The following is a 15,043-nucleotide window of genomic DNA, read 5'->3' as shown; positions in this document are numbered from 1 at the left end:
TCTCTTTCACATACCCCCATCTCCTACACCCCCAACACCCAATATCTATCCCTAAAATTTTCTGCAAAAACACAAATTCACAGAAAAATTTTCTGTTTTAATGCCTATTTGCAAATTTGTTGTCGATAAATTTGCATATTACCATTAAAATGTTGTACCTTTGCACCGAAAATATAAAAGTAAAAAACATTATATGAAATCAAACGTATTAGGCTATCCTCGTATCGGTGAGAAACGAGAACTAAAAAAAGCTAATGAAGCTTTTTGGGCTGGTAACAGCACCGAAGAAGAGCTATTAGCAGTAGCGGAAAAAATCCGCGTACATAACTGGCAATTACAAAAAGATGCAGGCGTAGACTTTATCCCGTCTAACGACTTCTCTTTTTACGACCAAATGCTTGATTTTTCGTTTGTAGTAGGCGCTATCCCTGAGCGTTTCGCCCCTATTAAACACCTACGTAACTTAGATCGTTACTTCGCATTGGCTCGTGGCTATCAAAAAGATGGTATCGATATCACCGCTATGGAAATGACCAAATGGTTTGATACCAACTACCACTATATAGTACCCGAATTTACCAAAAACCAAACATTTAGTATCCTTGTAAATAAACCTTTACAAGAATATAACTTGGCAAAACAACACGGCTTCGATACCAAGCCTGTACTCATCGGTCTTGTTACTTATCTATTATTAGGTAAAGAAAAAGAAGAAGGCTTTAACCGCTTAGATCTTGCCGAGCGCCTTCTACCCGTATACATCCAATTAGTACAAAGCCTAGTCGATGCAGGTGCCAAAACCATCCAGATAGATGAGCCTTACTTAGTGCTTGATCTTCCTGCTGGTGCTGCCGAAGTATATCGCAAAGTATATGGCGAACTTAAAAAACAATTCACCAATACCGAGTTCATCCTTACCACCTATTTCGGCGCACTTGATAACAATACCGAGTTAGCACTATCATTACCATTCGATGTATTCCATATCGATTTGGTACGCGCTACCGCTCAGCTTGATAACGTACTAAAAGCCCTTCCAGCCAACAAAAAACTCTCATTAGGAGTAGTTAATGGCCGTAATATCTGGAAAAATAACTTTGAGCACTCATTAGCACTTATCGAGAAAGCCAAAGAAGCCATCGGTGCCGATCGCCTTCTTATTGCTACCTCTTGCTCACTATTGCACTCACCTTGCAACCTCGAGTTAGAGAACAATGAAAAAGTACTTACCCCCGAAATCAAACAATGGTTAGCATTTGCCAAACAAAAAGTAAAAGAGGTAACTACCCTACAAGCACTTGCTACCGGAAAGGTAACCCCCGAGGTAAAAGCAATTTTTGAAGAAAACAAAAAAGCAGCCGAAAACCGCAAAACATCAACACTTATCCACGATAACAAAGTGAAAGAGCGTGTTAATAACATCACTGCCAAAGATGATGTACGTCACAGCCCATTCTCTCAACGTAAGGTAGCACAGCACAAATCCCTGAACCTACCATTGTTCCCTACCACCACTATAGGTTCATTCCCTCAAACCGATGAGGTACGTAGCTGGCGCGCTCGCTTCAAAAAAGGCGACCTTACCCAAGCCGAGTATGACAAACTATTGGAAAAAGAAATTGAAGAATCTATCCGCTTCCAAGAAGATACACAAATCGACGTACTTGTACACGGCGAGTTCGAACGTAATGATATGGTCGAGTACTTCGGCGAACTTTTAAAAGGATACACCTTCACCAAGTTCGGTTGGGTACAAAGTTACGGTTCACGTTGCGTGAAACCTCCAATTATCTTTGGTGATATTTCACGTCCAGAACCAATGACCGTACGTTGGAGCCAGTATGCACAATCACTTACCAAATTACCAGTAAAAGGAATGCTTACAGGCCCTGTAACTATCCTGCAATGGTCATTCGTACGTGATGATCAGCCTCGTTCACAAACCTGCCTACAAATAGCCTTAGCTATTCGTGATGAAGTAGTCGATCTTGAAAAAGCAGGTATTAAAGTAATACAAATAGATGAACCCGCAATACGTGAAGGATTACCTTTGCGCCAAAATGAGTGGAAAGCTTATTTTGATTGGGCTATCAAAGCCTTCCGTATCTCAGCTTCAGGAGTACAAGATGAAACTCAAATACACACCCACATGTGCTATTCCGAGTTCAACGATATGATCGAAGCCATCGCCGATATGGATGCCGACGTAATTACTATTGAGTGTTCACGTTCACAAATGGAACTTCTTGATGTATTTGGTGATTTCAAATACCCTAATGAAATAGGACCTGGGGTGTACGACATTCACTCACCACGCGTACCTTCACAACAAGAAATGACCGATTTGATGAAGAAAGCCATCAGCGTAGTACCTAAAGAGCAGCTATGGGTAAACCCCGACTGCGGACTCAAAACACGCCACTGGCCCGAAACCAAAGCAGCCCTACACGCAATGGTTGATACTGCCAAAGAACTTCGCAATCTTTACAAATAAGATACAAGAGGTAATATATAAAAAAAGCAATGTGCATTATTTTGCACATTGCTTTTTTCTATTCTAACAGTAATCTTCCAATTATTGCAAAAGTTTTATATTTAGCGTATTAGCCCCTACATTGTAAGCATATATAGCAGAAGAAATAAAGGTAAAGTTCATTTTATCAATAATTTTAGCTCCTGTTATATCTTTAGTAGTGATAACAGCACTTCCCAATTGGTTAGCTCTACAAAAACTCATTAAGCTCGATAAATCTTGTGGCATTTGGTAATACCTATTACTCCATTTAATTTCTACCGCCCACTGTGGTTTGAAATGTTTGTCATCTATCAGTACTAAATCAACCTCTCCTTCTTTTCGCCCTTCTTTCCAGCGGGCATACGTAAGGTTTAATTTTTCTCGGTGCATCCATTGGGCTAAAATACCTGTCTCTACCATATTCCCTATTTCTTCATCACCTTCTTTGATGGGTGAGAAAAGAGCTGTACGTAGGGACGGATTGGTGAGATATACTTTAAAACTAGTAATTCTTTTAAGTTTTTTAGCATTGATATCTACTTTATTAAGTACTTTTATCAAGAAAGCAGCTTCTAAATATTCTAAGTATTTTTTGAGCATTTCTTTATTAATGCCACTTTCTTTAGCCATTTTTTCATAAGAAAACTCATTCCCTGTGTTATAAGCAATGTAGCTAAAAAAACGATTTAACTCTTGTACATCTTTAATACCATATAAACTCGGCAAATCTCTCAAAAGTACTTTATCCACAATATCATTTTTGATATATCTCCCCATATCTTGCTGTATTTTCTCAGAGAATACTACTTCAGGATAACCGCCAAAGTTAAGATATTGTATAAATTCATTATTTAATTCGTTTATATAGGGACTTATCCAATAAGGAACGTCTTTACCATCATAAGTAATATTTTGTCTTTGCATCAAATTCTCTTTTCCCTTTAAATGTATAAACTCCTGAAAAGTAAGTGGAGGTAACATAAAATCAGTGAACCTACCCGCACCACTTTCTGTACTATGCCATTTAAGAGCTGCTGCAGCCGAACCTGATACTACAAATTTAGTCTCAGGATAACTATCTACTAATACTTTTAAATGCCGTTCCCAATCTTTTAAATATTGTATCTCATCAAAAAATACATAAGTACCTTTTAGATCTGAATTACCAATGGCTTTCTGGCACATATCTAAAATATCTTGTAACCCCAAATTGATATAAATAGGATTATCTATTCCTATAAAAAATATTCTTTGAGCATTAACCCCTTCATTAATGAGTTGTGCAATTGTATGATACATCATCACAGTTTTACCTACCCTACGAGGACCCATTAGCACTACTGCCCTGCGAATTTCTCGTTCCGCAACAAAAGGATAAAACAATTCAAAATATAGTCTGCGAGGCATACTCTCGTAAGTAGCAGGTATTTTATTATTTATCCACCAAGGATTCTCGTATTGCAAACGTTCTATTATCTTTTCTGTTGGAATAAGTCCTGAATGTTTCATTATATTTATTTTTGGCGCAAAAGTAGTAAAAATAAACCGTACAAAAAATATTTATTTTTACATTTTTGTAATAATAAGTGTTTTTGTAATATTTTTCATGCTTATTTTTGCATTGTAGTTTCAAGAATTCTATAAGATTTCTTAATGCAAAATTTTTATTAAACCTCTTATCCCATCTAGATACTTGGTTCTTATCTATAACTTTCCTGAAAAAATAGGATTTAGCTGCCTCAAACCACTTTTTAATGAGAGAATACTCATTCATATTAAAAACTATAAGAGCACTATCAAGCAAAAAAATGAATGTAAATGCTGTAATTTGCTAATAACAAATTTGTTCATTTGCTAATTAATCTTTACCTTTGCACTCTAAAATTGAAACAATGAAACATCTTATTACATCTATTCTACTGTTAGCAGCTACTACTCTTTCAGCACAAAATAACACCCCTACCGATTGGCAACTCGCCAACCTTAAAGGCAAAGTAAAAACCATACGTACTATCCCTTATAGCGTCCAAATAAAAGAAGATAAAGTCGTTAAAGCACCTATTGCTAATGGCTCCGAATTCGATAAAATGCCTAATTTAAATAATTATCAAAAAGATTTTAATCCTCAAGGATACCTCACCCAAGAAATTCTTTATCAAAATGATGATAAATTTTATAACCGTACCGAGTATTATTACACCCCCAATGGCAAATTGTTTGAAACTCGATACAATTCCGATAAAACTTACTACGCCTATAACCCCGATGGCTATCTTGTAAAAGTAGCTACTTACTCACCTGGTGGCTTTCTAAAATACCATCATACTAACGAAGTTAATCCCGAAGGGAAAGTTCTAAAAAGAGAAATTTATCAATCCAACCAGCTTATTAATATTATTACTTATACCTACAATAAGAAAGGTAATCCTACCCAAATACGTACCGAAAATTCTTCAGGAGAGCTTGTAAGTACAGAAGAAACCAAATATAACAAACACCAGCGCCCAGTGCGTATAAAAATCTCTGATGAGAAAAACAAATCACCCTATGTAATTACTCAAAAATATAATGCACAAGGTGATTGTATATGGTTTCAGGTGGTAGGAAAACAGCTCTCTACCTATCAATATATTTATGATGACCAAGGTAATTGGATAAGTATGACTACTTTTGTTGATGGCAAACCCGAACAAATAATAGAACGCACCCTCCAGTATTATGAATAACATTCACTTTTTCGGTGTAAGGCACCTTTCTCCCTCAGCAGCATATCATCTTACTGCCTTCTTAGAAGCTCATAAGCCTAAGTGTATCCTTATTGAAGGCCCTGCCGATGCTACTCCTTTAATGTCTCAAATAACACAAAAAGGGGTCAAGCCACCTATTGCTATGTTGGGGTACACTACCGAGCTGCCTATTGAAACAGTATTATATCCTTTCGCAGATTATTCTCCCGAGTATCAAGCTATTTGTTGGGGAGTAAAAAAGAAAGCCGACCTGCGTTTTATTGATTTACCTTCAGAAAATATGCTGAAGCTAAAGCAAGAACAACCTACTGATGAAGAAGCCGAAAAAGCTCAAGAATTCTACCTCTATCACAATACACTCTATAAGCGCATAGCTCACGAAAGTGCCGAAACAGATTATGAAGACTTTTGGGAACGAAACTATGAACATAACCTTACTACAGATAGTTTTGCACCTGCCCTTGCATTACAATCAGGCGAAATGCGTGATATGGTAATCGGGAAAGAGTATGACCAAGCCCCTTTTGATTTTTCGTACAATCTCATTCGTGAGGCCTATATGAAACGCGAAATAGAGAAGGCTTGCACTCAGTACAAACCCGAAGAAATAGTAGTAATAGTAGGGGCTTATCACCTATCAGGTATCAAAAGCAGTCTACCTGCTATGACCGATGCCGAACTGAAAAAACTGCCCAAAGCTACCTCACAACTCACCCTAATGCCTTACTCATATCTGCGCCTCAGCAGTCGTACCGGCTACGGTGCTGGTAATAGGGCTCCTTATTATTTTGAGCTGATGTGGAAGGCAATGAAAGAAGATACTATGGGGCAGTTAGCCGCTACTTATCTTGCCAAGGTAGCTAAAATACTGCGTACTCAAGGGCAAAATGCATCTTCTGCCAGTGTGATCGAGGCAGTACGCTTGGCCAATACTCTATCAGCTATTAAGGAAGGTACTTACCCCGTACTAGCCGATCTTCACGATGCAGTCATTACCTGTTTTGGTGCTGGCGATCTTGCTGTAGTAGCCGAGGCAATTAATAAGGTAGATATAGGTACCGCTATAGGTTTCCTACCCGAAGGGGTAAGCCAAACTCCTGTACAGGAGGATATGAACCAAGAACTCAAACGCCTAAAGCTCACCAATTACAAATCCGCAGTAGCCCAAGATCTCTCGCTTGATCTCCGTGAGAATCTTAAAGTCAAAACTAAGGAAGCTGCTTTTATTGATTTGAATAGGTCTACTTTCTTGCATAGGTTAGAAGTGCTTGGCATTCACTTTGCCACTCGGCAGCAAATCGCACAAGATAAAGCCTCTTGGGCTGAAAAATGGGTGTTACAATGGAGTCCCGAGGTAGAAATAGAAATAGTAGAAGCCAACCTTAAAGGTGAAACTCTTGAAATAGCCACTGCTTTTGTACTTAAAGAACAACTTACCGAAAGTACCGATTTATCAAAGGTAGCCCATATAATTAGGCAGGCTTGTGAGTGCCAGCTTACGCATATCTTTAGTAATGCTCTTAGCACCTTACAGCGCCTTTTGGTTGATACAAATAGCTTTTCGGAAACAGCTTTTGCTGCTCACGAGCTTTCTATTCTCATACAGTACGGTGATTTGCGACAGTTTAATTTAGAACCCCTAAAGCCTATCCTCCAACAACTTTTCTTACGTGCATCTTTGTTATTGCTTAATGCGGCTTCTTGTGATGATAAAGCCTCAAAATCTATAGCCGAGGCTATCAATATAATGGAGTTCATTGCCGAACAGCAATATGATTTAGTAGATGTTGAAACTTGGCATAAAGAGCTCACTCATCTTGCCTGGCGTGATGATGTGAATACAAAACTATCAGGGGTAGCTTTTGCAATATTATTAGAACATAATTTAGCTACAGAAGATGAGTGTGCGCGTGAAGTATCACGTCGTCTTTCAGCAGGTGTCCCTGCCGATTTAGGAGCATCTTGGTTTGAAGGTTTTTCAGGAAGAAACCGATATGCTCTGTTATCTCGTACAATAATATGGAAGGAGTTAGATAATTATGTAAGTCAGTTAGATGAAGAGCAGTTTATGCGTTCAGTAGTCTTTTTGCGTCGTGCATTCTCCAATTTTGAACCTAACCAAAAAAACAGCATAGCCGAACTTCTTGCCGATCTTTGGGGTACTAGTAAAGAAGTCACAGCCGAATTTCTTCAACAAGAACTCACCGAAGAAGAAACTACCAAGCTAGATGAACTTAATGACTTTGATTTTGATTTTTAATAGTGTCAATTGTCAGTTATCAATATAAAAAACTCATATCTTTATAGGGCAACCTAATGCCCTATAAAAATATGAGTCAAAAAAAAGTAACAAATAAAAATAACTCTCTTAATTATTGGTCTTTTACAATTACAAATTGTGCTTTTGAGCCTGTGGCCAAATCCCATCGGTTGCGTACAATCACATTGCCTTTATCATCCAGCACCTGAAATTCAGCAGTATTAGGTCCCGATTCCCCTTGGTTAAGAGCTAAAAACTCTATTTTGTTAAAACCTGGTTTTAAGTTAATCTGAAATCCCCTAAACCGTTCTAACAAAAAAATGTCGCGAACTTCCTCTACTCCATTCACAAATATACTCACTCTATCACCATCAATCGCAGCGAAGTCGCGACAATATACATTTACATATCCTCCATTATTTGTGAAATCTCCAAAAAACTGATTGCCTTTTGGGGCTTCATAATTTTCATTCCTTCTATCGTTTATTTCAGAGTAATTAGGTTTGAAATCAAATTTTCTTTGCACCAAATTGCTTTTTCCTGTAAAATCAATACTTTTCTCAGGTGTTTTAAAAAGCGAACTATTATCGTATTTAGGTGTTGTAGGTAGCTTAAATAAGTTACTCCCCGAGGTGGGTAACTCCGGAGCTTTTTCCAACGGAACCACTACAGGTAATTGCTTCTTCTGCGTTTCAAAAGGTTGTGCATTCATACTTACACAAGCTAATAATAGCAATAAGTATACTAATAATGATTTCATACTTTATAGGTGTTTTATTTTTATACAGCGATAATTGTGCCAAAATGTTGCTATATTAATATTATTTTGTACTTTTGCCGTAATTAATTTTTTTATTTATGAAAAACATTACATTATTTGTTGCATTGTCTTCCTTTTTTATAGGAACAGCACAAGATGATTTGATTAAATCGGTAGCAGGTAATCACTCTGCTAATGCTGGTTTTAACTTTACAACTGTTATTAACCTCGAACGCACCGAGGTGAAAGACCAAGGTAGCAGTGGTACCTGCTGGAGTTATGCAGGAGCTTCATTCTTGGAAAGTGAAATGAGCCGTATGGGCAAAAAACCTATTGATTTAGCCGAAATCTATACCGCTCGTAACACTTATATTGAAAAAGCCAAACAATACGTGCGTATGCATGGCTATTTAGATTATGGACAAGGAGGTGAACTCCATGATGTAATTAATATGTATGCTAAATATGGGGCAGTACCTCAATATGTATATACAGGCTTGCAGTATGGGACCAACCGTAATGATTTTGGTGAGTTACATGCCATTTTGAAAGGTTTCTTAGAAGGTATGGTAAAACGTACTGGCGTAAAAAAACTTACCCCTAATTGGTTGCCTGCTTTTACTGCTACTATTGATGCTTATTTAGGAGCTGTACCTGAAAGTTTTATATATGAAGGTAAGAAATATACCCCACAAACTTTTGCTAAAGAACGTGTAGGTATTAATCCCGATGACTATATCGAAATGGTAGCATACAATAATCAACCACTTTACCAAAATGTATTTATGGCAGTACCCGATAACTGGAGTTATGACCATGCCTATAATGTAGCTATGACCGATTTTACCAAAACTATCGATAATGCTCTTAAAAAAGGGTATACAGTAGCTTGGGCTTCAGATGTAAGTGAACGTTATTTTAGCTGGAAAAATGGGGTAGCTTTTGTACCTGAAAAAGAAATAAGCGAAATGACTTATGATGAAGCTGCTCGCCTATTTTCTAACCCTCCTACTGCCGAAATGACTATTACCCCCGAAATGCGCCAACGTGATTTTGATAACTACCAAACTACTGACGACCATGCTATGCATATCGTTGGTTTGGCTAAAGATCAAAACGGACGTGAATATTATATGGTAAAAAACTCTTGGGGAGTAAGTAATGATCATAAAGGATATCTTTATGTAACTAAAGCATTTGTTCAGTTTAAAACTACTGCTATTATGCTTCATAAAGGAGGTGTCCCTGCCGAAATCCTTAAAAATTGGAAAAAATAGTATAATTACCAATTAATAAATTAGCAAATAAAAAGAGGTTGTTTCATATTGAAACAACCTCTTTTTATTTCTGTTTTTAAAACCTCTTTTTCTTGCAGTATGAATTGCTTTTATAGTTCTTTTTGGTGTCAATATTTCTCATATAGTGTTTATATAAACTATTCGCCCAATACATTATTTATAATAGAGGACCTCTTCAGTTGTAATACCTTTATCAGCTATTTAGGAGTTATTTATAATAGTTTTGTAACAGAATCGAATAAAGTAAACTGACGCACATGTCCCTTTAATCCTTACTTATGAACATCTAGCAAAGCTCTTTACAAAATATTTCATCACCATAATACTATTCACTTCGCTTTTGAAAAACTGAAAAAGTTGTAATATAAAACACAAAAGAGGCTGTTTCATTGAAATAGCCTCTTTTGTGTTTTATAATTACTATTTGAAATAAACTATTGCCCAGCTTGTTTTTGAGCTTCAGCTTTCATTTTCTCATTAGGAACGATAACAACATTCACTCGACGGTTTTTAGCACGTCCTTCAGCAGTGTTATTGTCAGCTACTGGGTTTTGTTCACCAAACCATTTAGTAGTGAAACGACTTGCAGCTAAGCCTTTACTAGTAAAATAATTAGTTACAGCTTGTGCTCTGCGCTGAGATAGTCCCATATTGTAAGCATCTTTACCTTGACTATCAGTATGTCCAGCTACTACTACATTAGTTTCAGGATATTCTTTCAAGATAGCTACTAATTTATCTAAGGTTTCTCTTGATTTTTCATTAATATTATGTTTAGCGGTATCAAAATATACACCACTATTTTCATCAAAAGTAACTACAATACCATCGTCTACGCGTTTTACTTCAGCACCTGGTATTTCTTCTTCAATTTTTTTAGCTTGTTTATCCATTTGGTTGCCAATTACAGCACCTGCAGCACCTCCAACAACAGTACCTAGTACAGCACCTAATTCACTATTGTTACCACTGCCTACATTGTTACCTAAAATAGCACCCAATAAAGCACCTCCAGCAGCTCCTATTACAGCACCACGCTGTGCTTTGTTAGTGTTGTTATATGCCTCACAGCCTGATAAAAGTACAACTGCCGATAAAGCTAATACTATAATTTTTTTCATTCCTTTCTTATTTAATTAAATTGTTATTTTACAAAATTCATAGTGATAACAAAAGGTTTGCCATCAACTCTTACTGTCTGTTCCCATACCATAGCATTTTCAGATAAACTTGCTAAGTGCAAACGAATACCAGCATTAGTTTCAGAAACATATTTTTCATTAGTAGGTTTTAGTAAGAAATCATAATAACCTGTAGCTTTATCAATTTCTTGTACTACAAAAATGAAGTTTCTTTGTCCAGTAGAACAGTCACTGCTGTTAATAGTATAGTGTCCACGATTATTGTTAGGTACAAACTTCCAAGTACTACCTTCAAAACACTCTTTTGATGTGTCATTTAGCAGAGTAACATCAAATTTGCCTTGCTGGCTGTAGGTGATGGATTGCAAAGTCCACTCGCCTTTAATAGCCTTGTTAGCAACGCTAGATTCTTTAGGTTTGGCAGTCATTGAGCCTGAACCAGTTTTACAAGCCATCATTAATGCTGCCATTACAAATAAAAGCGCAATTTTTTTCATCATAATTCTATTTAATTCGGTGCAAAGATACTCTTTTTCCTTTAATAAGAATAACAATTAACTAAAAATTAACATTCTACTACTAAGTTATCGTATGCTAAAAACACATTTCGTGGTAAGCGTTTTTCTACCTCATCGTGGAACCCAAAGGTCTGGCTAATATGAGTAAGATAGGTCTGTTGAGGTTTTAACTCTTCAATAATTTCCAATGCTTCTGGCAAATTTAGGTGAGTAGGGTGAGAAGTATCACGCAAGCAGTTTAGTACTAGTACATCCAATCCCCGTAATTTATCCATTTCTTCAGGGGCAATATGTTTAGCATCAGTAATATATCCCAAATTTTCAATACGATACCCCAATATAGGTAAACTACCATGTTCCACTTGTATTGGTTGAATAGTTTTACCTTGAACTACAAAAGGCTGGGTAGCTACTTCATTAACTATAACTGATGGTGCTCCCTCATAACGATTTTCAGTAGCAAAAATATAAGCAAAGCGAATTCTTAGTTCATCAATCACTCGTTTTAGTCCATATATAGGCATATCTCCTTGCAAATATACAAAAGGTCGAATATCATCTAACCCCGCTGTATGGTCTGCATGTTCATGGGTAAAAAGGATTGCTTCTAAGTGCTGTACTTCATTCCGAAGCATCTGCTGTCTAAAGTCAGGACTACAGTCAATGGCAATATTAGCCCCTTCCCAACTGATAAGAGCTGAAGTACGTAGCCGTTTATCTTTAGGATTAAGGCTTTTGCCTACAGGGTGATTGCTTGCTATTACTGGTACCCCTTGTGAAGTGCCTGTACCAAGAAATGTAATCTTCATCTTTGATAGTGATAAGAGTTAAGAGGTAAGAAGCAAAAGCCCATAGCTCTTACTTCTTACCTCTTATTTCTTACCTTGTTTGAAAAGGTTCTTATTTTTTATGACGTGGTTCTGATGAAACAGTAAGTTTTTTACGTCCTTTAGCACGGCGACGAGCTAATACTTTTCTACCATTGGCAGTTGCCATACGTTCTCTAAATCCGTGTTTATTTCTTCTTTTTCTTTTAGAGGGTTGAAATGTTCTTTTCATTGCTTGTAATCGTTTAAAATCTTATTAAAATGACTAATTCTCTCTATTTATCTAATAGCGGCTGCAAAATTACATCTTTTTTTTTGAACCACAAAATATTTTTTACTTTTTCTTATGCAATACCCTATATTCTTCATAACACTGACTGATAGCTTCCAGCACTTGCAGGTCATTTGCAGTCATTATAAAATCATTAGAATAATTGCATGAGCGTATTATTTCTTCCAATTCATTACGGTCTATTTGTAGTAATTCTAGCAAAGTTTCTCGGTCATAACGTGTTGATAGTAAGTCGCTAAGTTCATTATCTTTTTTTATGTCTCGCAGTTTACGCATTTCCTTCCCTTTTTTACTAAACTGCCTACTTAGCAAGTCTGCAGGGTTCATAACAGCACTTAGCACGCGCCCTACAGCACTAGCACTAGCCCTACTTTCGTAACCTATTTCTAAGCCCGAAACACTGTAGCGTATATGGTTATTATCGTTAATAGGAGCATTTTTAGCATCAATATCTAAGTATCCAGTAAGCTTATAGGGGCGTACCACAACCTCCTCTAAGGCATAAGCAAGCTCAGTCATACCTATTTTCAAGCCTTGGAACTTAAGCATATCATTAGTAACAGCTATTTTAGTCGATTTGTACCCTAAAAAAGAAATATAAAGAGTATCGTTGGCACTTGCCTTAATGGTAAAGTCACCCCTCACGTTACTTGTAGTTCCTTTTACTTTGTTCAAGTTTAGGATATGTACATTCATCATAGGCTTGTTGTCTTGCACACTATAAACATGCCCATGCAACTCTGTTTCCTGAGCAGCAAGAGTACTTATACACAAGAGCATACAAAACCATAATATCTTCTTCATCATATTTTTCATTCTTTTTAAGGTAAAAAAAGAGTGTTCAGGTGTAACCCCGAACACCCTTAATCAAATCTAAAATATTAGTTCTTTACATTGAAAGCTTTTTCTTTAGGATAGTAAGCTACACTGCCCAATGATTCTTCAATACGAAGCAATTGGTTGTATTTAGCCATACGGTCAGAACGTGAAGCCGAACCTGTTTTAATTTGTCCAGTGTTCAATGCTACAGCAAGGTCAGCAATAGTATTATCTTCAGTCTCTCCTGAACGGTGTGACATTACTGCAGTGTAACCAGCGCGGTTAGCCATTTCAACAGCTGCAATAGTTTCAGATAGCGTACCAATTTGGTTTACTTTAATAAGGATAGAGTTAGCAATACCTTTAGCAATACCTCTTTCAAGGATTGATACATTGGTAACAAACAAGTCATCACCTACCAATTGTACACGGTCGCCAATCTTTTCAGTAAGTAATTTCCATCCATCCCAGTCATTTTGATCCATACCATCTTCAATAGAGATGATAGGGTATTTAGCAACCAATTCTGCCAAGTAATCAGCTTGTTCAGCCGAAGTACGTACTTTACCTTTAGCTCCTTCAAAAATAGTATAATCATATTTACCATCTTTAAAGAATTCTGATGAAGCACAGTCCAAAGCAATCTTAATGTCTTCACCCCATTTGTAACCAGCTTTGTTTACAGCTTCTTTTATAGAGTCAAGTGCATCTTCAATGTCTTTAAATGCAGGTGCAAAACCTCCTTCATCACCTACAGCAGTACCCAATCCTTTATCGTGTAATACTTTTTTAAGGTTGTGGAATACTTCAGCTCCCATTTGGATAGCTTGTGAAAAATCTTTAGCATTCACAGGCATAATCATAAACTCTTGGAAAGCGATAGGAGCATCAGAGTGCGCACCAGCGTTAATGATGTTCATCATAGGTACTGGTAAAGTATTAGCATTCACACCTCCTATGTAGCGGTATAGAGGCAAGCCCAATTCTTCAGCAGCAGCTCTTGCTACAGCCAATGAAACCCCAAGAATAGCGTTAGCACCTAATTTCGACTTGTTAGGAGTACCGTCAAGCTCAATCATTGTGCGGTCAATAAGGTTTTGGTCAAATACATTCATACCAACCAATTCTTCTGCTATGATATCGTTCACATTAGCAACAGCTTTAAGTACGCCTTTGCCCATATAATCTTTGCCACCATCACGTAATTCAACAGCCTCATATTCACCAGTTGAAGCTCCTGATGGTACTGCAGCTCTACCAATTGCGCCGCTTTCAGTTACTACGTCTACTTCTACAGTAGGATTTCCTCTTGAATCCAAAATCTGACGTGCGTGTACGTCTACAATAATACTCATATTTTTATTTTTTATTAATTATTTACGTGTTAATTATTACTTGTTAAAACTCTCCCTCCCCCAAAAGAAAGGCGGTTCAATACCCAAAGCACGCAGATAAGTATAACCTTGTCCGCGATGGTGACTCTCGTTTTCAATAGCGTATAATATCCATTGCACAAAACTAAAAGTCATTTGATAAATAGTAAGCGATTGGCTATAATCACCCACTTCTTTCCATTCCCGATCTATGATTTTAGTAACCTTGTCCCACAAAGCCAACACTTCTTTTTTGCTAGTTGGGAACTGTCCCTCAGTGTAAAAAGAGGTATGTTTTTCGTGAAGCGTTTCTCTGAAAATATAATTAGTAATCATCAAAAACTCTTCTACCATTTGTGAAAACGGACGCAAGTTAGCTACACTGAACTCAAAAAGATCTTTCTCAGGGAAAGCCTCAATCACCTTGCGGGTGAGGGCACGTGCATCTTTTAAGCTCGTAAGCAGTCCCTCTTGTGTTAGTAATTCTTTCAT

The 15,043-nt window shown here is 37.1% G+C and carries 13 protein-coding genes; 4 read left to right on the top strand and 9 right to left on the bottom strand.

Going from position 1 to position 15,043, the window contains the following annotated elements; all coding sequences use genetic code 11:
• Window positions 1-193: 193 nt before the first annotated feature.
• Window positions 194-2,494: a 5-methyltetrahydropteroyltriglutamate--homocysteine S-methyltransferase gene (gene metE, locus C4H12_RS08000; protein ID WP_106098458.1), complete on the top strand. Its 2,301-nt coding sequence runs from the start codon at window positions 194-196 to the stop codon at window positions 2,492-2,494.
• 81 nt (window positions 2,495-2,575) lie between these two features.
• On the opposite strand, the gene C4H12_RS07995 is transcribed toward metE, so the two are convergent.
• Window positions 2,576-4,024: an ATP-binding protein gene (locus tag C4H12_RS07995; RefSeq protein WP_106098457.1), complete on the bottom strand. Its 1,449-nt coding sequence runs from the start codon at window positions 4,022-4,024 to the stop codon at window positions 2,576-2,578.
• Window positions 4,025-4,407: 383 nt separating this feature from the next.
• Here C4H12_RS07995 and C4H12_RS07990 point away from each other — a divergent pair, with 383 nt between their 5' ends.
• Window positions 4,408-5,241, top strand: a complete 834-nt coding sequence (locus tag C4H12_RS07990; RefSeq protein ID WP_106098456.1) for a hypothetical protein — start codon at window positions 4,408-4,410, stop codon at window positions 5,239-5,241.
• A complete protein-coding gene (locus C4H12_RS07985) occupies window positions 5,234-7,522 on the top strand; it encodes a DUF5682 family protein (protein WP_106098455.1) in 2,289 nt (762 codons plus the stop codon). Before C4H12_RS07990 ends, C4H12_RS07985 begins: the two co-directional genes overlap by 8 nt.
• 112 nt (window positions 7,523-7,634) lie before the next feature.
• Here C4H12_RS07985 and C4H12_RS07980 read toward each other — a convergent pair whose 3' ends face one another.
• Complete coding sequence (locus tag C4H12_RS07980) at window positions 7,635-8,282, bottom strand: hypothetical protein (RefSeq protein WP_106098454.1); 648 nt, start codon at window positions 8,280-8,282, stop codon at window positions 7,635-7,637.
• A gap of 98 nt (window positions 8,283-8,380) precedes the next feature.
• On the opposite strand from C4H12_RS07980, the gene C4H12_RS07975 reads away from it, so the two are divergent.
• Window positions 8,381-9,559, top strand: a complete 1,179-nt coding sequence (locus C4H12_RS07975; RefSeq protein ID WP_106098453.1) for an aminopeptidase C — start codon at window positions 8,381-8,383, stop codon at window positions 9,557-9,559.
• Window positions 9,560-10,014: 455 nt separating this feature from the next.
• On the opposite strand, the gene C4H12_RS07970 is transcribed toward C4H12_RS07975, so the two are convergent.
• From C4H12_RS07970 to C4H12_RS07940, 7 genes are all read right to left on the bottom strand, one after another.
• Window positions 10,015-10,701: an OmpA family protein gene (locus C4H12_RS07970; protein ID WP_106098452.1), complete on the bottom strand. Its 687-nt coding sequence runs from the start codon at window positions 10,699-10,701 to the stop codon at window positions 10,015-10,017.
• A 23-nt stretch (window positions 10,702-10,724) separates the two neighbouring features.
• Window positions 10,725-11,219: a lipocalin family protein gene (locus tag C4H12_RS07965; RefSeq protein WP_106098451.1), complete on the bottom strand. Its 495-nt coding sequence runs from the start codon at window positions 11,217-11,219 to the stop codon at window positions 10,725-10,727.
• A gap of 68 nt (window positions 11,220-11,287) precedes the next feature.
• The gene (locus C4H12_RS07960; RefSeq protein WP_106098450.1) at window positions 11,288-12,049 is read right to left on the bottom strand and encodes an MBL fold metallo-hydrolase; all 762 of its coding nucleotides are present in this window, start codon (window positions 12,047-12,049) and stop codon (window positions 11,288-11,290) included.
• Window positions 12,050-12,140: 91 nt separating this feature from the next.
• The gene (rpmH, locus tag C4H12_RS07955; RefSeq protein WP_002669412.1) at window positions 12,141-12,299 is read right to left on the bottom strand and encodes a 50S ribosomal protein L34; all 159 of its coding nucleotides are present in this window, start codon (window positions 12,297-12,299) and stop codon (window positions 12,141-12,143) included.
• A 102-nt stretch (window positions 12,300-12,401) separates the two neighbouring features.
• Window positions 12,402-13,166 (bottom strand): carboxypeptidase-like regulatory domain-containing protein, encoded by a 765-nt coding sequence (locus C4H12_RS07950; protein WP_106099450.1) that lies wholly within the window; start codon window positions 13,164-13,166, stop codon window positions 12,402-12,404.
• Window positions 13,167-13,240: 74 nt separating this feature from the next.
• Complete coding sequence (gene eno, locus C4H12_RS07945; RefSeq protein WP_106098449.1) at window positions 13,241-14,533, bottom strand: phosphopyruvate hydratase; 1,293 nt, start codon at window positions 14,531-14,533, stop codon at window positions 13,241-13,243.
• A gap of 36 nt (window positions 14,534-14,569) precedes the next feature.
• Entirely contained in the window at window positions 14,570-15,043 is a 474-nt protein-coding gene (locus C4H12_RS07940; RefSeq protein WP_106098448.1) for a DinB family protein, read from the bottom strand.

The sequence above is a fragment of the Capnocytophaga sp. oral taxon 878 genome (assembly GCF_002999135.1).
GTDB lineage: Bacteria > Bacteroidota > Bacteroidia > Flavobacteriales > Flavobacteriaceae > Capnocytophaga.
This window is presented reverse-complemented; position numbering and strand designations above follow the sequence as displayed.

What these genes read in the sequence shown, in the direction of transcription:
- metE (WP_106098458.1), top strand. Translation starts at nt 194, where the DNA reads ATGAAATCAAACGTATTAGGCTATCCTCGTATCGGTGAGAAACGAGAA.
- C4H12_RS07995 (WP_106098457.1), bottom strand. Translation starts at nt 4,024, where the DNA reads ATGAAACATTCAGGACTTATTCCAACAGAAAAGATAATAGAACGTTTG.
- C4H12_RS07990 (WP_106098456.1), top strand. Translation starts at nt 4,408, where the DNA reads ATGAAACATCTTATTACATCTATTCTACTGTTAGCAGCTACTACTCTT.
- C4H12_RS07985 (WP_106098455.1), top strand. Translation starts at nt 5,234, where the DNA reads ATGAATAACATTCACTTTTTCGGTGTAAGGCACCTTTCTCCCTCAGCA.
- C4H12_RS07980 (WP_106098454.1), bottom strand. Translation starts at nt 8,282, where the DNA reads ATGAAATCATTATTAGTATACTTATTGCTATTATTAGCTTGTGTAAGT.
- C4H12_RS07975 (WP_106098453.1), top strand. Translation starts at nt 8,381, where the DNA reads ATGAAAAACATTACATTATTTGTTGCATTGTCTTCCTTTTTTATAGGA.
- C4H12_RS07970 (WP_106098452.1), bottom strand. Translation starts at nt 10,701, where the DNA reads ATGAAAAAAATTATAGTATTAGCTTTATCGGCAGTTGTACTTTTATCA.
- C4H12_RS07965 (WP_106098451.1), bottom strand. Translation starts at nt 11,219, where the DNA reads ATGAAAAAAATTGCGCTTTTATTTGTAATGGCAGCATTAATGATGGCT.
- C4H12_RS07960 (WP_106098450.1), bottom strand. Translation starts at nt 12,049, where the DNA reads ATGAAGATTACATTTCTTGGTACAGGCACTTCACAAGGGGTACCAGTA.
- rpmH (WP_002669412.1), bottom strand. Translation starts at nt 12,299, where the DNA reads ATGAAAAGAACATTTCAACCCTCTAAAAGAAAAAGAAGAAATAAACAC.
- C4H12_RS07950 (WP_106099450.1), bottom strand. Translation starts at nt 13,166, where the DNA reads ATGATGAAGAAGATATTATGGTTTTGTATGCTCTTGTGTATAAGTACT.
- eno (WP_106098449.1), bottom strand. Translation starts at nt 14,533, where the DNA reads ATGAGTATTATTGTAGACGTACACGCACGTCAGATTTTGGATTCAAGA.
- C4H12_RS07940 (WP_106098448.1), bottom strand. Translation starts at nt 15,043, where the DNA reads ATGAAAGAATTACTAACACAAGAGGGACTGCTTACGAGCTTAAAAGAT.